This window comes from Streptomyces sp. CB02980 (assembly GCF_014451325.2).
Lineage (GTDB): Bacteria > Actinomycetota > Actinomycetes > Streptomycetales > Streptomycetaceae > Streptomyces.
The window spans coordinates 192,066-211,233 of record NZ_JACSCH020000013.1 but is presented as its reverse complement, the minus strand read 5'-3'; the positions used below and the strand labels follow the sequence as shown (position 1 = coordinate 211,233).

The 19,168-nt window shown below is 72.9% G+C and carries 20 protein-coding genes; 14 read left to right on the top strand and 6 right to left on the bottom strand.

All coding sequences use genetic code 11. The features are described from left to right. Positions 1–23 precede the first annotated feature (23 nt). The gene (locus E0F75_RS26125; protein WP_374115434.1) at positions 24–674 is read right to left on the bottom strand and encodes a nucleoside/nucleotide kinase family protein; all 651 of its coding nucleotides are present in this window, start codon (positions 672–674) and stop codon (positions 24–26) included. A gap of 192 nt (positions 675–866) precedes the next feature. On the opposite strand from E0F75_RS26125, the gene E0F75_RS26120 reads away from it, so the two are divergent. Then, positions 867–1,283: a VOC family protein gene (locus E0F75_RS26120; RefSeq protein WP_229313188.1), complete on the top strand. Its 417-nt coding sequence runs from the start codon at positions 867–869 to the stop codon at positions 1,281–1,283. A gap of 27 nt (positions 1,284–1,310) precedes the next feature. On the opposite strand, the gene E0F75_RS26115 is transcribed toward E0F75_RS26120, so the two are convergent. Continuing rightward, the gene (locus tag E0F75_RS26115) at positions 1,311–1,652 is read right to left on the bottom strand and encodes a hypothetical protein (RefSeq protein ID WP_229313186.1); all 342 of its coding nucleotides are present in this window, start codon (positions 1,650–1,652) and stop codon (positions 1,311–1,313) included. Next, positions 1,649–2,143 (bottom strand): DUF6232 family protein, encoded by a 495-nt coding sequence (locus E0F75_RS26110; RefSeq protein ID WP_267499592.1) that lies wholly within the window; start codon positions 2,141–2,143, stop codon positions 1,649–1,651. Before E0F75_RS26110 ends, E0F75_RS26115 begins: the two co-directional genes overlap by 4 nt. 684 nt (positions 2,144–2,827) lie before the next feature. Here E0F75_RS26110 and fusA point away from each other — a divergent pair. The 3 genes from fusA (at position 2,828) to E0F75_RS26095 (ending at position 5,968) form a co-directional block, all read left to right on the top strand. Then, positions 2,828–4,852, top strand: coding sequence for an elongation factor G (gene fusA, locus E0F75_RS26105; protein WP_229313182.1), 2,025 nt, complete (start codon positions 2,828–2,830; stop codon positions 4,850–4,852). A 154-nt stretch (positions 4,853–5,006) separates the two neighbouring features. After that, the gene (locus E0F75_RS26100; RefSeq protein ID WP_229313180.1) at positions 5,007–5,345 is read left to right on the top strand and encodes a hypothetical protein; all 339 of its coding nucleotides are present in this window, start codon (positions 5,007–5,009) and stop codon (positions 5,343–5,345) included. Next, positions 5,345–5,968 carry a hypothetical protein gene (locus tag E0F75_RS26095; protein ID WP_229313178.1) on the top strand — a complete coding sequence of 208 codons (624 nt, stop codon included), beginning with the start codon at positions 5,345–5,347 and terminating at the stop codon, positions 5,966–5,968. The genes E0F75_RS26100 and E0F75_RS26095 overlap by 1 nt, the downstream gene beginning before the upstream one ends. A 3-nt stretch (positions 5,969–5,971) precedes the next feature. Here E0F75_RS26095 and E0F75_RS26090 read toward each other — a convergent pair whose 3' ends face one another. Genes E0F75_RS26090 through E0F75_RS26080 form a run of 3 tightly spaced genes read right to left on the bottom strand, consistent with a single transcriptional unit; the run spans position 5,972 to position 8,125 of the window. Further along, positions 5,972–7,123 (bottom strand): hypothetical protein, encoded by a 1,152-nt coding sequence (locus E0F75_RS26090; protein ID WP_229313175.1) that lies wholly within the window; start codon positions 7,121–7,123, stop codon positions 5,972–5,974. 57 nt (positions 7,124–7,180) lie between these two features. After that, on the bottom strand, positions 7,181–7,645 hold the full coding sequence (locus E0F75_RS26085; protein WP_229313173.1) for a DUF3592 domain-containing protein: 465 nt from the start codon (positions 7,643–7,645) through the stop codon (positions 7,181–7,183). A 42-nt stretch (positions 7,646–7,687) separates the two neighbouring features. After that, positions 7,688–8,125 carry an ATP-binding protein gene (locus E0F75_RS26080; protein ID WP_229313171.1) on the bottom strand — a complete coding sequence of 146 codons (438 nt, stop codon included), beginning with the start codon at positions 8,123–8,125 and terminating at the stop codon, positions 7,688–7,690. Positions 8,126–8,274: 149 nt separating this feature from the next. Here E0F75_RS26080 and E0F75_RS26075 point away from each other — a divergent pair, with 149 nt between their 5' ends. From E0F75_RS26075 to E0F75_RS26030, 10 genes are all read left to right on the top strand, one after another. After that, entirely contained in the window at positions 8,275–9,108 is an 834-nt protein-coding gene (locus tag E0F75_RS26075; protein WP_229313169.1) for a helix-turn-helix transcriptional regulator, read from the top strand. Further along, complete coding sequence (locus E0F75_RS26070) at positions 9,105–9,284, top strand: DUF397 domain-containing protein (protein WP_229313167.1); 180 nt, start codon at positions 9,105–9,107, stop codon at positions 9,282–9,284. The genes E0F75_RS26075 and E0F75_RS26070 overlap by 4 nt, the downstream gene beginning before the upstream one ends. A gap of 84 nt (positions 9,285–9,368) precedes the next feature. Further along, positions 9,369–10,154 carry an SDR family NAD(P)-dependent oxidoreductase gene (locus E0F75_RS26065; RefSeq protein ID WP_229313165.1) on the top strand — a complete coding sequence of 262 codons (786 nt, stop codon included), beginning with the start codon at positions 9,369–9,371 and terminating at the stop codon, positions 10,152–10,154. A 157-nt stretch (positions 10,155–10,311) separates the two neighbouring features. Next, entirely contained in the window at positions 10,312–10,710 is a 399-nt protein-coding gene (locus E0F75_RS26060) for a hypothetical protein (protein ID WP_229313163.1), read from the top strand. 153 nt (positions 10,711–10,863) lie between these two features. Further along, positions 10,864–13,128: a hypothetical protein gene (locus E0F75_RS26055; protein WP_229313161.1), complete on the top strand. Its 2,265-nt coding sequence runs from the start codon at positions 10,864–10,866 to the stop codon at positions 13,126–13,128. Between the two features lie 111 nt (positions 13,129–13,239). After that, a complete protein-coding gene (locus E0F75_RS26050; RefSeq protein WP_229313159.1) occupies positions 13,240–14,847 on the top strand; it encodes a hypothetical protein in 1,608 nt (535 codons plus the stop codon). A 299-nt stretch (positions 14,848–15,146) separates the two neighbouring features. Next, positions 15,147–16,256: a serine/threonine protein phosphatase gene (locus E0F75_RS26045; RefSeq protein WP_229313158.1), complete on the top strand. Its 1,110-nt coding sequence runs from the start codon at positions 15,147–15,149 to the stop codon at positions 16,254–16,256. After that, positions 16,253–17,437 carry a lipopolysaccharide kinase InaA family protein gene (locus E0F75_RS26040; protein WP_229313156.1) on the top strand — a complete coding sequence of 395 codons (1,185 nt, stop codon included), beginning with the start codon at positions 16,253–16,255 and terminating at the stop codon, positions 17,435–17,437. Before E0F75_RS26045 ends, E0F75_RS26040 begins: the two co-directional genes overlap by 4 nt. A 16-nt stretch (positions 17,438–17,453) precedes the next feature. After that, positions 17,454–18,164, top strand: a complete 711-nt coding sequence (locus tag E0F75_RS26035) for a vWA domain-containing protein (protein WP_229313154.1) — start codon at positions 17,454–17,456, stop codon at positions 18,162–18,164. A gap of 2 nt (positions 18,165–18,166) precedes the next feature. Then, the gene (locus E0F75_RS26030; protein ID WP_229313152.1) at positions 18,167–18,691 is read left to right on the top strand and encodes a hypothetical protein; all 525 of its coding nucleotides are present in this window, start codon (positions 18,167–18,169) and stop codon (positions 18,689–18,691) included. The last annotated feature ends 477 nt before the right edge of the window (positions 18,692–19,168 follow it).

Sequence of the window (19,168 nt, the reverse complement as noted above, 5' to 3'; positions counted from 1 at the left end):
GCAGGGCAGCCCCTGGGCCGGCGTCAGGTCATCGGCACCACGAGGTGGGCGCGGTCGCGGCCGCGGGCGACCAGGCGGGCGTTCGCCTCGTCCGAGTCCTGGACCTGGCGTTCGGCGCGGGCGCGGTCCTTGCCGAAGCGGACGTGGCGCTCGACGAGCCGGGGGACGCGGCGCCGGGCGTCCAGGTCGAGGTACCAGGCCTCGTCGAGGAGCGGCAGGGCACCGGCCCAGGCGCCCTCGTCGTACAGCAGGTAGTTGCCCTCGGTGACGACCAGCGGGATCTCGGGGCCGACGGGTATCGCCCCGGCGATCGGCTCCTCCAGGGCGCGGTCGAACGCGGGGGCGTAGACCGTGGTGCCGGGGGCGGGGGCGCGCAGCCGGGCGAGGAGCGCGAGGTACCCGGCGGGGTCGAAGGTGTCGGGCGCGCCCTTCCTGGCGGCCCGGCCGAGGCGTTCCAGTTCGGCCTGGGCGAGGTGGAAGCCGTCCATGGGGACGAGGACGGCGAGCCCGTCGAGGCGGGCGACGAGCCGGGCGGCGAGCGTGGACTTCCCGGCGCCGGGCGGGCCGGCGAGCCCGAGGATGCGGCGGGGCGGCCGGCCGTCCCCGGGGCGCTCGGCGAGGGCCCGCGCCCGGGCGGCGAGGCGGTCGAACTGCTGCGCGTCCATGCGGGGCATTCTCGCACCGGCCGCGGACGCGGCCCGCTGTGCGCCCACAGCCCTGGACTCGCGTCTCCCGCCCCTGCCCCGACCCTCGCCCGGCCCTCTCCGGACCCTCGTTCGAACCCTCCCATCAGCGAGGGTCCGACCCGGGTCGACACGGGTTGACGCGGGTAGATTCCTGCCGCTTCCACGCATTACGTTGGGGTAATGCCGTCCATCGCACTTGTGACCCTGGTCGTCCGTGACTACGACGAGGCCATCGCCTTCTACACCGACGCCCTCGGCTTCGACCTCGTCGAGGACACCGACCGGGGCGACGGAAGCCGCTGGGTCGTCGTCCGCCCGCCCGGTGCGGCCGGGGTCGGCGGCCTCGGGAACGCGGGCCTGCTCCTGGCCCGCGCCAAGAACGACTCCGAGCAGGCCTCCGTCGGCAACCAGACGGGGGGCCGGGTCGGCTTCTTCCTCCACACCGAGGACTTCGCCCGCGACCACGCGCGGATGACGGAGGCGGGCGTCAAGTTCCTGGAGGAGCCGCGGCACGAGCCCTACGGCTCGGTCGCCGTCTTCGAGGACCTGTACGGCAACCGCTGGGACCTCCTCCAGCCGACGGACCCGGCCGAGTAGGCCTGGGGCCCGTCCGGCCGGCCCGGCCTAGCCCAGCAGGGCGATCAGCTGTCCCACCGCGTCCACGACGGGCTGGCCCAACGCGCCGACGGCGGCGGCGATCTGCGCGAGGGATGCCAGGACGAGGCCGCGCTGCCGCAGGGCGGCGCGGTCGGGGGTGAGCTCGGGCAGCGCCTCGTCGACGGTCCGGGCCTGCTCCGGGGTGAGGTGGGGCCGCAGGCCCTGGAGGAGGCGGGTGAGCTCGTCGACGGCGGCGCGGAGTCGGTCGTCCGGACCGCCGCCGACCGTGCCGTAGTTGATGCCGACGTTGCCCTGGCCGTCGTTCATGTTGACCACGGGGCCGTAGTTGTTCGTCGTGTCGCCGCTCACAGGTTGATCCCCCTGTTGTTCCGGCCGCCGGTCATGGTGACGACCGGACCGTAGTTGTTCGTGTTGCTGTTGATCTGCTGCACGACCCTGTTGAACTCGGCTGCCGGGTTGTCGATCGCGCGGGCGATCAAGCCGGCGATGTCGCGCAGCTCGTCCACGCTCGGCAGGGTCACGGCCACCGTGGAGCCGCTGGACATCTCGATGTCCAGCACCGGCTTCGGCTTCTGGAACAGCTCCCTGAGGAGGAAGCCGGCCAGCGCGATCAGGAGGACGATGACGAGCGGGCTGGCGTCCCCGACATCGGCATTGCCGCCGCTCCCCTGGTTGATCACGGCGTAGACCACCACGGCCACGGCGAACCATTTGAGGAAGCGCAGGACGGCCGCGGCCCGGTCGGGCTGTTGCTTGTACGCCTCGACGCGGGTGATGTTGTGCAGCGGGAAGGCCGCCGTACCCACCCACAGCATCCGGCGGCTGACCCGGAGGCGCAGGACGCGTCCGTTGCGGAGATCCAGCTGTGGTGAGTCCGGCGGCTCCGGAGGACCGGACGGCGGCTCCGGCGGCGGACCCGGCGGACCGGACGGCGGCTCCGGCGGACCGGAGGGCGGACCCGGCGGCGGACCGGAGGGCGGACCCGGCGGCGGACCGGACGGCGGGCCCGGCGGCTCCGACGGCGGCGCGGGCGGCGGCGCACCTGTGCTTCCTGTGACAGCCATACGTCCCCCGTACTCTCGTCACTCCCACCCGCACCGTGCGGGAGCACCATTAAGCGCCCGGGGCGAGGCGCGAGGCAGACGAGAAACGGCCAATTCGCCTTCCCTGGCCGGTAGTTGGCTGCAAGCGCAAGGCGCGACACACACCGGCCACAGCCTCCGGGTCCCGGAAAACCGCTGTCGCACCTCCTCTCCCCCTCCCTACACTCACGTCTCGCGGCGCATCGACCGATGTGCCGTCAGACGTCCGACCGAGGGGAGACGACCGTGCGTTGCCGTAACGCCGCCGCCGTGTCGTCCGCCCGTGCCCGGTACGACGTGATCCTCGCCTCTCCCTCCGGCCGGTGGCGGCTGCGCGCCCGCCATCGCCGACCCGTGACGCTCCCGCCGTCCGCCTGACGGCCCGCGTACGGGAATCGCGCTGCCCTGTCTTCATCCAGCAGCAGCGAAAGGCACGACACCGTGCGTACCCACCTCGTCGACCGCGTCCGCAACCTCGGCATCCTCGCCCACGTCGACGCCGGCAAGACGACCGTCACCGAGCGGTTCCTGTACCTCACCGGCGCCACTCACAAGCGCGGCGAGGTCCACGACGGCACCACCGTCACCGACTTCGACCCGCAGGAGCGCGACCGCGGCATCACGATCTTCGCCGCGGCCGTCAGCTGCGACTGGGCCGGACACCGGATCAACCTCATCGACACCCCGGGGCACGTCGACTTCTCCGACGAGGTCGAGCGCTCGCTGCGCGTCCTCGACGGCGCCGTCGCCGTCTTCGACGCCGTCGCGGGCGTCGAGCCGCAGAGCGAGACGGTGTGGCGGCAGGCCGACCGGCACGGCGTCCCGCGCATCGCGTTCGTCAACAAGCTGGACCGCGCGGGCGCGGAGCTCGACACCGCCGTGGAGTCGATCCGTACCCGTCTCGGCACCGTCCCGCTGCCCGTCCAGCTGCCCATCGGGCGCGAGGACGGCTTCACCGGCGTCGTGGACCTGGTCCGGATGCGGGCGTACGTGTGGGCCGACGGCGCCGACACGTACACCGACCAGCCGGTCCCCGACGAGCTCCGGGACGAGGCCCGGCACCGCAGGCGACGCCTTGAGGAGACCGTGGCGGAGCTGCATCCGGGCGCCCTGGAGGAGTTCTGCGCACAGACGGATCTCTCCGACTGGACGCTGACGCGCGCGCTCCGCGACCTCACCCTCACCGGCGAGGCCGTGGTCGTGCTCTGCGGTTCGGCCTACCGCAACCGGGGTGTCGAGCCGCTGCTCGACGCCGTCGTCGCGTACCTCCCGGCGCCGTCGGACATGCCTCCGGTCCGCGGGGAGGTGCCGGCGGACCCGGAGGCGCCGTTCACCGCGCTCGCGTTCAAGGTGAGCGCGACGGCCACCGGCCGGATGACCTACGTCCGCGTCTACGCGGGCACGATCGGGAAGGGGGACACCGTGCTCGACTCCGTCAGCGGCCGCACCGAGCGGATCGCCCGCATCCTGCGGGTCCAGGCCGACCGGGCGACCGAGGTCGACGTGGCGCGCGCCGGGGACATCGTCGCCGTCGTGGGCCCGAAGGGCGCCCGCGCCGGGGCGACCCTGTGCGCCCAGGACGCCCCGATCGTCCTCGAACCGCCGACGACCGCCGACCCGGTGGTCTCGGTCGCGGTCGAGGCCCGTCGGAGCACGGACACCGGCCGCCTGGCGACGGCCCTCGCCCGGCTCACCGAGGAGGACCCGTCGCTCGTCGTGCGGTCCGACCCGGAGACGGGCCAGACCGTCCTGTCGGGTCTGGGCGAACTGCACCTGGAGGTCGCGGTGGAGAAGCTGCGGCGCGACCGGGGCCTGGAGGTCACGGTCGGCCGTCCGCAGGTCGCGTACCGGGAGACGGTGGCGAAGGGCGTCACCGGGCTGCTCCACCGTCATGTCAAACAGGACGGCGGCGCGGGCCAGTTCGCCCATGTCGTCATCGACGTGGAACCGCTCGCGGACACCGAGGAGGCGGAGTTCGCGTTCACGTCGGCCGTCACGGGCGGCCGGGTCCCGCAGGAGTACGTCCGCGCGGTCGAGGCCGGCTGCCGGGACGCGCTCGTCGAGGGTCCCCTCGGCGGCCACCCGGTGACGGGTGTCCGGGTCACGCTCACGGACGGCGCGACGCATCCGAAGGACTCCTCGGAGATGGCGTTCCGCACGGCGGGCAGGTTCGCGCTGCGCGAGGCGCTCCGCGCGAGCGTGATGACCCTCCTGGAGCCGGTGACCGACGTGACGGTCACCGTCCCCGCCGAGTCCGTCGGCTCGGTCCTCGGCGACCTCGCGGCCCGCCGCGGGCGTGTCACGGACCAGACGACCCGCTCCGGTACGGCGGTCGTGGAGGCGACGGTGCCGCTGGCCGAACTCTTCGGCTACGCGTCCCGCCTGCGCGGCCGCACCCAGGGCCGGGGCACGTTCACGACCCGCCCGGCGGGTTACGCCCCCGCACCCCGGGGTCAGGTCGGCTGAGTGAAGGGTGTCCGGTCCGTGGCGACCCCACGGACCGGACACCGGGCCGGCGCGATCGGGGCATGGCGCACAAGTCGGCACCAACACCCCCTGCGGAGCGTTAGGTTGATGAATTCGGACGAACGCTGGGGGGCGAGTGGCGGACCAACAGGACGTGCTGTACCGCGTGGAGTCGGACCCGGACTGGAACACGGTCGCGGCCGGCACCGCACGGGTCAGCCTCCATCCGGACGAGACGGCGCCCGAGGTCGTCGTGGTCAGCGGGCCGTGCCCGCGCTGCCGGCACGAGACGGTGCACTCCGAGCCGCTCGTCTCGTACGCCAACGCGCTCGACCGGTCCAGTCTGCTGGCCCGCCTCCTCCGCCGCCGGGCCGCCGAGGCGGGCTCCCGGGAGGTCGAGGTCATCTGCGCCTGCTCCGCGACCCACCCCGAGGCCGGTGAGCACACGGGATGCGGGGCCTCCTGGGTCCTGCGCGTCGAGTGGGGCGTCTGATGGCCGTCCGCGTCACAGCCGGTACGCCCAGCACACCGGCCAGCCGGGCGCGGGCCGAGGAGTCCCGCAGGCTGCTGGAGAGCGAGCTCACCCGCGTCCGCGCCCAGGCCGAGAACTGGCGCAACGGCCTGGCGGCCCTGCTCGGCCTGCTGACCGCGGTCGGCGTCGTCAAGGGACCCGACACCCTGCAGGGATTGTCGGGCTGGGCACACGGCACGGTGGGAGTGCTCCTGCTGGGGGGACTGCTGCTCTCCGCGGCCGGTGCCTTCTTCGCCATGCGGGCCGCGTTCGGGCTGCCGAGGCGTCGGGTGGCCGATGCCTCGCTGGAGGAACTGCTCACCAGGGAGCGGCTGACCGTGCGCCGGGCCGTACGGGACCTGCGGCGCGCGATCGCCGCGGGGTTCCTGGCGCTCGCCGTGGTCACCGCGGGGATCGGCCTGACCTGGTACGGCCCGCGGCCCGGGGAGCCGGGGGTGCAGATCGTCCAGACAGACGGGAGCGTGCTGTGCGGCACGCTCGTCGGGATGGACGCGAAAGGAATGCGGTTGCGCGTCAAGGCCGTGGAGCGAAAGGTGCCCACCGTGCGGATCGCCTCGGCGAAGTCGGTGGCGAGCTGTTCCTAGCTCCTAGAGGTTGGCCGTCCAGCGGGCGTCGGGAGCGGCGCCCTGCCGGTGGAGGTCGAGGATCACGGGGGCGGTCTCCTCCCAGAGGACGTCCACGATCTCCTGGATCATCGTGCCCATATCAAGGAGCGACGCCGCGTTCTCGCCGAGCTCCGCCCGGACCTGCTCACGCACGACCCCGCGTCGGATGTCGATCGGCGGATGGGTGGAGGATCCGGGGTCCGGTGCGTACTCGCCCGTCAGCAGCAGGGAAACGGCTCGGTCCAGGACCTCGCAGGCGGAGAAGAACAGTTCGACGCCCGCGTGGGCCAGCTCAAGGCCGAACTTCGCGCCCATGGCCCCGACGCACAGCTTCCAGCCGATGATGTCCGCCACGGCCTCCTGCTCCCATTCCCAGGCGACCTCGGTGACGTCGACGTCACCCGTCCCGAGCATGCGACGCGAGGTCTTCCGGTCGGCCAGGTGTCCGGCCATGACATGACCGTACTCATGGCCGAGAACGAAGAGCTCCATTCCCTCCACAAGGGTGGAGCCCATGACTCTGACGGCCTGCGTCGGCACGTACGGGGACGCCCCGCTCGGCCGCCCCCGAAGGACGTAGGCGAGCACGACATCGCGGAAGCGGCGCGCGGCCTCCGGGGAGTCCCGCACGTGACGGCGCACGTCGTCGATCCCCGGGGAGAACGCGACCGAGCCGTCCTCTCTGAACTCGTGGGGCATCGCCAGGGCCACGGCCTTGCCGAACAGGTTGGCGAACATGAAGAGCTCGCTCTCGAAGGCCACGATGTGCGTCTGCGAGTCGGGGGCGAGCAGCGTCACGGCGTTGATCTCGCCGGTGATCAGCATGCCGAGCACGGGACGGGTGAAGGAGCCGGTGAAGGCCGTCTCCAGGCGGTCCGCCAGCGAGTGGATCAGCCGATAGCCCCAGAGGGGCTCGTCGGGCCCGCGCGGCGGCCAGTGTTCCAGGGGTGACATCCCCGACTCGACCGCCTGCCGCAGCTGCTCCTCCGACACCTCGGGCATCCTCCGCCCGATCTCGACCATGCGTTCCTGCCAGTCCGTCGCCTGCGCGACGTCCCGCATGCCGGTCGCCTCGGCGGCCTGGGCCTGCAGCTCCCACAGGAAGGCCCGCGCCTTCTCCGTCTCCGTCGTCACCCTGAAGCCCCCGTCCCTCTGCTCACCGGTCAGTCTGGCGGCAGTCGGGGAACGGTGTCAGGCGAACGCGCGCCGCTGCCGCCGCGCGTGGACCGACCCCCAGACCGCCATCACCAGGAAGAGCACGGCGCCCGAGCCGAACAGCACGGTGGCCACGGCCGGCCCACCGCCACCGACGTCATCCTGGGAGGCGACCACCTGTGGATCGCCCTCCCGGTACCGGACGGTCAGACGTTCACCGGCCAGGTTCTCCCCGTGACTGCTCCCCACCGGGAGGTTCGCCACCACGGTCCGCCCCTCGGCCTCGAACCTGACCTTGCATCCCCCCAGGAAGCATCCCGAGCCGGCGGCCACCAGCGTCGCGTCGGCCTGTCGGCCGTCCTGGAGGGAGCGCAGGTGCTGGGCCGCCGGATACATCACGAGGCCCGACAGAGCCGCCAGCAGCAGTGTGAGCACCAGCGCGAAGACAATCGCCACCCGTGGCCCCAGGACTCCGTCGCCCGCCTTGTTCTCCGTGTCCAAGTCGTCCGCCCCCTCCGGTTGTTCCTTCCCGATCAAGGTACGTCAGGAGCCGAGGTCGAGCTCTGCCCGTACGGTCTTGCCGACCGGCACGCGGTCGAGCACGGACCACCGGGTCGCGAGCGCCTCGACCAGGAGCAGACCGCGGCCACCCTCGTCGAGAGGCCCCGGCAGGACGGAGGCCGGGCGGCGTTCGCCCCGGGTGTCGGAGACGTCGATCCGCAGCCGCAGTCCAGGCATGTACGTGAGCACCAGCTCGAAGTCCCGCCCGGGGACCCGCCCGTGGGTGACGGCGTTGGCGGCGAGTTCGGCGACCAGGAGCCCGACGGTGTCGGAGACCTCGGAACCGTAGGGGACGGTCCAGCGGTCGAGTTGGTGGAGCGAGAGACGACGGGCGAGGCGCGCGCCGCGCGGGGTCGAGCTGAAACGCTGGGTGAACACACATACGGTGACGGCGGCTTCGCGGGTCATGGGGGAGGTCATGGGGCCAATGTGGCGCCGCACGGGGAGGGTTGCCAGGTCAGAAACCCGTACGCTGCGCAGCGTACGGGTTCACGCTCTGGACGGTACCGGTAACTATCAGTGAGCCTGGATCCGTTCAGTGCGAGCACACGGTTACGGGAGGTGGCGGGGTGACGGACGAGGCTCCGAAGGGAAGCGAACCGGAGACGTCGGAGAGCCTGAAGGCTTTCGGAGAAGTGGTCAAGGTCTTCCGTAAACGAGCGTGCCTGACGCAGGAACAGTTCGCCCCGCTGGTGGGGTACTCGGTCCCCATGATCGCCTCGATCGAACAGGGCCGGCGTCTGCCGTCGAAGGAATTCGTGGACCGTGCGGAGGAGGTACTGGAGGCGTTCGGCGTCATCAGGGCGGCGGCCAAGCATCTGACGCGCAAGGCGGGGCTTGCGAAGTGGTTCGAAGGGTGGGCGGAGTTGGAGCCTCTGGCGGTGACGCTGTACACCTTCGAGCCTCGACTCGCTCCAGGGCTGCTCCAGACAACCGCATACGCCCGTACTCTCTTCGAGAAGCAGCTCCCGGCGATGAGCGATGACAAGATCGAGTCGAACCTGGTCGCCCGCATGGACCGCACGCACATCCTCACGGACCACCCGGAGACGATCTTCAGCTTCGTCATCGAGGAGCATGCGCTGCGCCGCCAGGTGGCCACCCCGGAGGTCGTGCGCGAGCAGATCGACAACATCATCGAACTCAGCGAACGGCGCAACATCGACATCCAGATCATGCCGCAATCGCGCGGGCACCACGCCGGGCTCGACGGTCCGTTGTGCCTCCTGGAGACCGGGGAGAACGCCTGGTACGCGTACAGCGAGGGGCAAGGCACCGGCCAGCTCATCTCCGACCCCAAAGTGGTCAGCATCCTCCAGCAGCGGTATGCCAGGATGCGGACACAGGCTCTGTCCGTAGAGGCGACCGTGGGCCTGTTGCGGGAGATCCGAGGAGCACTATGAGCACGACTGAACTTGCCTGGTTCAAGAGCAGCTACAGCACCGGTGACGGCGGCAACTGCGTAGAAGTCGCCACCTGCCCCTCCACCATCCACGTTCGCGACTCCAAGAACCCCACCGGCCCCCAGCTCGCCCTCTCCCCCTCCACCTGGACGGAGTTCCTCGCCGAACTGGTCTGAGCCGCGTCTGACAGGATGCGTGTACCTGCCCTCCACCGCACGCGGACGGGCCGGTACACGTACGACGCGAGGAGCACAGACCAGATGAGCACGACGCCCGGCGGGTACCTCTCCGACCTCTTCTCCCTCGAAGGCCGCACCGCCCTCGTCACCGGCGGCAGCTCCGGCATCGGACGTGCCATCGCCGGGGCCCTCGCCCGCGCCGGGGCGAGCGTCGTGGTGATCGCGCGCAAGGAGGCGGATCTGGTCACGACCGTCGACGAGTTGACGGCCGACGGCTGCCGGGCGGCATGGGTGAGCGCCGATCTGGGCACGCGCGCGGGGATCAAGGCCGGGGCCGAGGAGGCGGCGGCCGTGTTCGGCGAGCCGGACATCCTGGTCAACTCGGCCGGCATCAATCTCCGACCCCCGCTCGGCGAACTCAGCGACGAGGTCTGGGACACCACCATGACGGTGAACCTGGAGGCCCCCTTCCTCCTCGGCCGGCGCTTCGGTCCCGGCATGGCCGAGCGCGGCTTCGGCCGGATCATCCACATCACCTCCCAGCAGGCGCACCGCGCGTTCGTGCAGAGCGGCGCGTACGGGGTGTCCAAGGGCGCCCTGGAGTCGCTTGCCCGTTCGCAGGCCGAGGCCTGGTCCCCGTACGGCGTCACGGCCAACACCCTGGTCCCCGGCTTCGTGATGACCCCGCTCAACGTGCGGCTCTCCTCCGACCCGGAGAAGGTGGCCGCGCTGGCGGCCCGCACGATGGTCGGCCGCAACGGTCTCGCCGAGGACTTCGCGGGCGCGGCCGTCTTCCTGGCGAGCACCTCCTCCGCGTACGTCACGGGCCAGTCCCTCTTCGTGGACGGCGGCTTCTCCGTCCACTGACGTCGCGCCCGTCCCCGTACGAGATCCGGCCATCACCCGCCCCGACAGGCCGTCGGATTTCGGTCATTGTTCGCCGAACCCCTGGCGTCCCGCACGGTGAGCACTTGAATGGCCTCACTCGTGTGCGGGTGAGTGCGCGGAACAACCGGGGGAACACATGGATCCACTGACGGCCATCGCCGCTGCGGGCGTCGCGCTCGTGGTCAAGGGTGCTTTGGAGGCCACGGGCCAGGAGGCCGGACGGAGCGGCTGGACCGGTGGGGCCCGGCTGGTCGCCCGGATCAGGGAACGGTTCCGCGGGGACGGCGACGCCGAGGCCGCCCTTGAGCGGGTGACCGACGCGCCGGACGACGAAACCGGCCAGCATGACCTGGAGCGGATGCTCCAGGCGCACATGCTGCGCGACCGGGACTTCGAGACCGACATCCGGCAGCTCGTCGACGAGGCCGTCGCGGCCTCCGGGCGCGGCGGCCCGCAGGTGACCGCGGCGCTGATCAAGAACGCCCAGATCTTCAACGAGAAGGTCGAGATCAAGGGCGACTGGAACGTCTCCTGACGACGTCCGTACGTCCCCGATCAGAGAGGGCGGGACGTCCCCGACCAGCGAGGGCAGTACGTCCTCGCTCGGAGGGGGCGGCGCGTCCCCGATCAGTGGAGGCGGCCGTGCTCGTGCCGCCTCTTCGCCGACCCACCCCGGAAGACCTGTGCCATGAGCGAGGAAACCACCGTCGAGCCGTCGGCCGGCGGTAAGACTGACCGCTCCGATCCCACCCCCACCCCGCCTTCCTCTCCCGACGCCCCGAAGGGCGCGTCCGAGGGCTCCGCGAAGGGCGAGCCACGCGGGGGCGGGCCGGAGCAGGACGGCCCCGTCAGCGAGTCCGACGCCCTGCGCTCCCTCAAGGAGGGCTCGGCCGCCGACGACGCCGAACGGTCCGAGGCGCAGCGGGCGGGCGCCATCGCGGACCTCATCGCGCAGCGTCTCAACGCCGACGCGTCCGGCACCCGGATCGGCACCCTGGCGCTCTTCAACGACACGGTCAGCTTCGGCGGCGGGTTCAACGCCGGAGGCGAGCGGCACGCCCGCGCCGCCCATCGCGGCGGCGGGTCCGTGCTGCCGCTCGGCGCCGCGGAACTGGTCGACCACACCGAGCTGTTCGTCCAGCCCGAGGGGTACGACTCCGCGTTGACCTCGCTGTGCGAGCGCCGGCTCCTGGTCCTGGCCGGGCCCTCGGGCAGCGGCCGCGAGGCCACCGCCGTCAATCTGCTCGCCGAGGCCCTCGCGCTGGGCGGCGCCGACGGCGGCGGTGTCTGCCACCGGCTCCTCGACCCGGCGGCCGTCCTCGCCCCCGAGTGGGAACCACCGGTCAAGGACAGCGGATACCTGGTCGCCGTCGAGGACGGACGGGCCGGCGCGCGGGACTTCGAGGCGCTCCCCCGCAGGCTTCCGGCCGTCGTGGCGGCGCTGCACGCGCACGGCTGCCATCTGGTCCTGACCGGCGGCCAGGACCTGGCCGTCAGCGTCCGGGCGGACGGCTCCGAGTCGGTGGCCGTGCACGCCCTCGCGCCCGTGGACCCGCTGGCCGTCCTCGAACGGCGGGTGCTCGGGCACGGCGGTTCACGGGAGGCCCGTGCCGAGCTGCGCGCCACGCTCGCGTCCGGCGGGGTCGCCGACACGCTGCGCGAGATGCCCGCCGCCCGGCACGCCGCACGCCTCGCCGCCGACATCTCGGCGGGCCGGGACGTGGTCGCCGCGGCGGCCGCGCTGCGCGACCCGAGCGACCAGGTGCGGACGTGGTTCGACCGGCACCGGAACCCGGAGGCGGTGGCGTTCGCGCTGGCCGCCGCCGTCCTGGAGGACAGCGGCTACCTGACCGTCGCCGAGGCGGCCGTACGGCTCCGGGCCGCGCTCGCGATCCCCGAACCCGCGCCGCCGGACGTGCGGTTCAGGGACCGGCTCGGCGACGAACAGCAGTGGATCCGCCTCGACGCCGGCTCCTCGGGACCGCCCCGGGTGCGCTTCCGGAACCCGCTGCTCGGGCAGGTCGTCCTGATCTACGCCTGGACCGGGCTCGACGGCTGGCGCGAGGCCCTGCTCAGCTGGCTGCGCCGGCTCCTCGACCACCACGACCTGGAGGTCCGCGCCCGGGCCGCCGTCGCCGCCGGGATCCTCGCCTGGGCCGACCACCACTACGCGGTGCACCGCTTCCTCACCACCTGGGCCGCCGCGGACTCCTGGCAGCTCCGCCAGGCCGCCGCGACCGCGCTCGGCGTGGCGGGAAGCCGGGAGGACTCGGCCGAGGCCGTGTGGGAGCTGCTGCACGGCTGGGCACGCGGCGGCAGTTCGGCCCGTCAGCGGCGGCTCGCCGGGACGGCCGCGAACACGGCGGGCGGGCTCCTCGGCCGGGAGGCGCCGGCGCGCGCGGTGGCCGTGCTGCACGACGCCCTCGACCGCGACGACGACTGGGGCACCCTGCCGTCCGTGGCCTGGGGCGGGGTCCACCTGGTGCACCAGGGGCGGGCGGGGGAGCTGCTCGACGCCTATCTGGACTGGTCCGAGCCGCAGGACCTCTCCCCCATGGTCGTCAAGACGCTGTCCGCCTTCCTCTTCGCGACGGGCCGGCCGTACGAGCCGATGGTCGACGGGCCGGTGGAGGGCGTGTCCGGCGTACCCCTGCTGCTGAGCGTTCTTCCCGAACACGAGGAGCGGATGGCGGAGTTGTGGGCGCGGTCGCTGGCCCGCCGCCCGCTGCAGGACACGGCCCTGCTCGCGCTGCGCGACTGGATCGACGTCCACGCCGAACGCGGCGGCCGGCCCACCCTCGAAGCGCTGAACCGCCTCCTGTGGGACGTCTCCCGGAAACCGGGCTCACACCGCGAGCGGCTGTTGTGGTGGCTGGACAAGTGGGCGAAGGACCGCGAGCGGCCGTCCCGGAACGCCGCACTGATCCGTGCCGCGCTGGCCCGTACGACCTGAACCGGACGTCCCGAGTACGACCCGACCGTGCGGCGCGACCGTGCGACCCGACCGTTCGAACCGCCCCGTCCGAGACGGACGGACGTCCCGAGGAAGTGGAAGGAGGTACCCGTGGGAGAACAGCAGACCTACGACCCGGTGCTGTCCTACGAGGAACTGCCCAAGTGGCGGCTGACGAGTCCGGTACGGCCGCCGCAGCCCGGCCGCGCGCTGGTCCTGGTCCGGGCGAGCGGTCCGTCCCTGACGATACGCACCGGGGAGGAGATCCCCTCCTCCCGCTTCGGCGCGTACAGCGGGATGTTCACCGTCGACCTGACGGAGCACCGGCTCGTCCTCGACATCCCGCTCCTCAGCCGTGACCACACGTTCTCCTTCCGCAGCCGGGTGGACCTCGTGTGCCGGGTCGCGGACCCGGCCCAGGTCGTGGCCCGCGGCATCCGGGACATGAGCGAGACGCTCTTCGACTATCTACGGAAGACGCTGCGCGAGGTCTCGCGGGAGTACGACATCGCCCAGTTCCACCAGGCGGAGGGGGCGTTGAACGCGACGGTGGCGGGGTTCACCGGTGACGACGCGGTGCGCCTGCGGAACGTGCACGTCGAACTCCTCGTCGACGAGGACGAGATCGCCACCAGCGGGCGCGACTTCCGGGACGTCGTCCGGGAGACCCGGCTCTCCGGGATGCGGCGCGAACGGCACCTGGACATGATCCGCGAGGAGGGCCTCGACGGCCTGATCGCCGAGATCATGGAGAAGGAGGGCCCTCGCGCCGCCCTCACCTGGATCGAGAAGAACGAGGCCGAGAAGCGCGAGGTGCGGCGCGAGATCATGCGCCTGGTCCTGGAGCGCGGCGACGCGGACCGGGAGCCCTTCGAGCAGGCCGAGCTGGAGCGGACCGTCCTGGAGGAGGTCCTGCGCGAGGGCGACGGGCTCTTCGACGGCGCCGCCCGGCGCGGGCGGCTGCGCGGCTCGCTCGCCCGCGCCACGGACCCGCCGCCGGCCCTCGGCCCGGGATCCGGGACCGAGGACGAGCCCCGGGGGACGCGCGGTGCGCTGCGCGGCGAGGTGGTGCGGGGCGGGACGTCGGGAGACGGGGACGCGCGGGGCACCCGGCCCGGCGACGCGGGCCCCGCCCGGTCCGGTGGCAGCCGGGTCTCGGGGACGTACGGCGCGGCTCGTACCGAGGGCTACGGATCGGTCGGCCGCCCGGGCCGCGACGGCCGCCCGGCGGACCACGACGGCGGACGCGGGCGGGACGGCGGACGGTACGACGGACGGGACGGCGGGGCGTCGCGCGGTGCCGGGGGCTACGGGCCGCCCGAGGACGAACCCCTGCCGGATCCGAGCGCGGGCCGGGACCGTGACAGGGATCCGGGCCGGGACCCGGGCCGGGACCGAGACCCCGGTCGCGACCGGGACCCGGGCCGGGACCGCGACCGCGACCCGGGCCGGGTCCGGGAATCAGGCCGGGACCGCGCCCCCGACCGGGACCGGGACTCCGGGCGCGATCGGGATTCCGGCGGCGCCCCCGACCGGGACCCCGGCCCGGACCGGAACTCCGGCCGGGCGGACCGGCCGGGAACGCCGTCCGAGCCGTCCCCGGCCCGCGACGCCGCGCCCGGCGAACCGTCCGCCGACCGGCCGGCGCCCCGGGTGAGCAGGGTGCGGGGCACCACCAAGCGGGACACCCCTCGACCCGGACCCGACAGGGAGCGTTGATGGCAGACGACCACAGGGCGTGGCAGGCCGCGCCCTCGCACCGCCCCGACCGGCGGCCGCCCGCACCGGCGCCCGCGGGTCCGCCCCCGCCCCCCGGACCGCCGGGACCGCCCCTGCCGCCCGGGCCTCCCGGCCCGCCCCCGCCGCCCGGACCCGGCGGAGCGTCCGCTCCCACGGACCCGCGGCGTCACCCCGTAGCCCCGCCGCCGATCTCGGCACCGGCGCCCGCGCGGGGCATCGGTCCGGCGATCGGGCCGGGGCCGAAGGCGGCCCCGAAGGGGGCGCCCGGCGCTGCCGCCGTGCCCGGCGACGAGCCGAAGCCGGCCGAGCGCCGGCTGCCGCCCCAGATGGTCTGGTCGGCGCCGGGAGAGGTCCCCGGGCTTCAGGCGCTCTCGGTGTGGACCGAACAGGTGCCCGGTCACGGCGAGGACGCCGAGCCGTTCGTGGTCCACCACTGGCCCACCGACGAGGGCATGATCGCGGTGTTCGACGGTTCGGGCGGCGCGGGCGCCGGCCCCGTGTGGGAGGGGCCGGACGGACTCCGCCACACCGGGGCCTGGGTCGGGTCCCGGGTCGCCCGGCTGGCCACGGAGTGCTGGTTCCGCGAGGTGGCACGGGAGGGCGAGGAGGTCGGTCCGGACAGCCTGCACCAGTACCTGGACTGGTTCCTCGCCATGGCGCCGCAGCGGCGCAGCAAGATCGGCGGCACCATGCGCCGGCACCTGCCGACCACCCTCGCCGGCGTGCACTACCGCGTCCGCGGCAAGCAGTCCACGGTCGAACTGCGCCCCCTGTGGGCCGGTGACTCCCGGGCGTACGTGCTCACCCCGGCCAACGGACTGCACGTCCTCACCCGGGACCACACCCGCGAGAGCGACGCCCTCGAACTGCTGCGCACCGACCCGCCGATGACCAACGTGGTCTGCGCGGACCGGAAGTTCACCATCGACACCCAGCACATCGCGTCGTTCGAGATGCCCTGCGTCCTGATCGCCGCCACGGACGGGTACTTCGGCTATGTGCACACCCCCGCCGACTTCGAGTACCTGCTCCTGGACACCCTGCGGCAGGCCAACAACGAGTACGAGTGGGCCGATCTGCTCCGCCGCGGGGTCCAGCGGTACACCGGGGACGACGCCTCGCTCGCCCTGCTCGCCCTCGGTCACCAGGACTTCGCGGCCCTGGTCGCCGCGTACGAGCAGCGCTTCTCCGACCTGACGGAGCGGTACGTACGGGGCCGCCCGGCGGTCCTCGACGCGGCCCCCCGCAGCGGCGGCGAGGCGGCGGGAGAACCGGAGAGCCCGCAGGAGACGCAGGCCCGTGTCCGCACCTGGCAGGACCACACCTGGCAGACCTACCGCACCGCGTACGAGAACTATCTGCCGCCCGCGTCCGAGGAGTACCGATGAAACTGGGCGACACGATCGCGGGCTACCGCATCGTCACCGAACCCACCAACGCCAACGGTGGAAAGTGCATCTGGGCCTTCGCGGAGAAGGACGGGGGCCAGTACTTCATCAAGCAGTTCCTCGAACCCAAGCGCCCGCGCGACGACGCCGCCGACTCCAAGAGCGTACGCATCCGCCGCGAGGTCGCCCAGGAGTTCGAGAAGCGGCACCGAGACGTCATGAAGCGGCTGCGCCCGGACACCCTCGGCGGTGGCAACATCGTGCTCGCCACCGACTTCTTCCACGTGGGCAGCACGTACTACAAGGTCACCGAGCGGATCGACACCACCAGCCTGGACCGGCCCCAGACGCTGGAGCCCCGACAGAAGATGGTGCTGCTCAAGACGCTCGGATCGAGCCTCAAGCAGCTGCACGACAGCGGCACCGTGCACGGTGACCTCAAGCCGCTCAACGTGCTGGTGCAGAAGCGGGAGGGCGCCGCCTTCCACGCGGCGAAGCTGATCGACTTCGACGACTCGTACGGCTCAGGGAACCCCCCGCAGCCGGACGCCATCGCCGGCGACTCCGTCTACGGCGCCCCGGAGTGGCTCCGCTACATCAAACTCGACGGGACGGTCCGGCCCAAGGACCTCACCTGCGCGGTCGACATCTTCGCGCTCGGGCTGATGACCCATACCTACGTGGTGGGCGAACTCCCCTCGTACGAACCGGGGTTCGACTCCCCCGCGGACGCGGTGAACGGCGGCGCGGAGCTCCGCTTCGACGCGCGCCTCTCGGACGAACTCCTCGCCCTGCTGCGCGGGATGACGTCCGCCGACCCGCGTGCCCGGCCGGACATCGCCGCCTTCCTTGCGACGCTCTCCGACCCCGAGGTGTGCACCCTCCGCCATCGCAGGCCGGGCACCACGGCCACGCCGAGTGCCACGAAGGCCCCGACGCCTCCGGCCGCCACGACCACAGCCGGGCCGTCGCGCACGAGCCGCATCCGCTCCACCTTCGGCCCCCGCAAGGAGGCTCCCGCGGCATCCACGGCCCCCGCGCCCCCGGCGCCCCGGCCGGCCGCAGCCGAACCGCCTCCGGCCGCCGCCGGGACACCGGTGCCGGCGCCCGCTCCAGAAGCGGGCAAGTCCCGCGTCCGCATCAACCTCGGCGGTCGCGGCGGCGACCGCCGCACCCCCTGACAAGGAGAACGTCCCCATGAACGACGCCATCGGGCAGTACCAGGGCAATCTGCAGTACGCCGTCGACATCGCCCTGTGCATCGACGCGACCGGCAGCATGCACCCCGTCCTCGGCACGGTGAAGGCGAGCGCCCTCCAGTTCCACCAGCGCCTCGACGACGTGATGGCCAAGAAGGGCAAGTCCATCAGCCAGCTGCGGCTGAAGGTCATCGCGTTCCGCGACTTCGGCGACAACCCCTCGGACGCGATCGAGGAGACGGACTTCCTCCATCTGCCCGCCCAGGCCAAGGAGTTCGAGCAGTTCATCGGCGGGATCGACGCGGGTGGCGGCGGCGACATCCCGGAGTCCGGCCTGGAGGCGCTCGCCCTCGCGATCAACTCCCCCTGGGAGACCGGGCTCGACCGCAGGCGCCATGTGATCGTGATGTTCACCGACGCGCCCGCGCACGCCCTCGGCACAGTCGGCGCCGACGCGCCCACCTACCCGCGGCACATCCCGCGCAGCCTGGACGAGCTCTTCGAGCAGTGGGGCTACGCCCGCAGCCAGACCTCGGTCATGGAGCAGTCCGCCAAGCGGCTCGTGCTCTTCGCGCCGGAGGAGGCCCCGTGGTCGGACCCGATCGCCGAGGAGTGGGACCTCACCCTCCACTTCGCCTCGAAGGCGGGCGAGGGCCTGGAGGAGTTCGAGATGGACGAGATCATCGAGACGATCGCGAACAGCCTGTGAGGTTGGAGTGGGACGGCTTCCGGCTGTCCCTGGGGTCCGAGGGGCTGGAGTTCCTCTGGATCGGCGCGGGGATCTTCGAGGTCAGGGTGTCGCACTGCGCATCGGCCTCGCTCCGTCATCCGTCGGCCACCAGGGCGGGCCACGAGCTGGAGTTCCGGCTCCGGTTCCCGGGCGGTGCCTCGGGGACCAAGACGGCCGAGGTACGCGTGGACGTGCCGCCCCACAAGGTGGAGCAGGTCGAGCACTTCATGGCCGTGCTCTGGCGCGACCACTCGGTGCCGGACCTGCCTGAGGGCGTGGGCACGGACGTTCCCGTGGCCGCGGCCGCGCCTCCCGCCGCCGTGCACACCGACCCGGCCCCGGGCCCCGGCCCGGATCCGGATGCGGCGACCGAGGCGGCCTCGGACGCCGTCGAGCTGGAGCGCGTGCCCGAGGGCAGGCGCGAGTGGATCCTCAGCCCCGCCGGGGAGAGGTCGGAAGAGCTGTTCGTGGACGTGATGGCACGTCTGGCGAACAGCGACCATTAGGAGGGACGACAGGGGTGGCGGGCTCGGCCGAGTGGAAATGCGCGGACTGCGACAGCAACAACGGACTCAAGGACACGGCCTGCAGCATCTGCGGGTCGACCCGGCGGGCTCCGATGCCGCGGCCCGCCACCCCGCCACGCCCGACGCCGAGGCGCTCCGTACCGAAGGCGACGCCTCCCAAGGCGACGCCGTCGAAACCCACGCCCGCGAAGAGCACACCTCCGACGACCACGCCCCCGAAGACCACGACGTCGCGCGTCACCTCCACCGGGACCACCCCGCGGGCGACTCCGCCCAGGAAGGACGCCCCGAAGACTCCGTCGCGGCCCACGCCCCGGCGGACCGCCTCGCCCCCGCGGGGGACCGGTTCCACCGGCGGGACGGGCTCGCGCCCGACCGGGCTCCTGTTCCCGCCGCCGAGCGGCACCGGCTACACACCACCGACGCGGACGACGCCGCCGGTGTCCACCCCGCCGA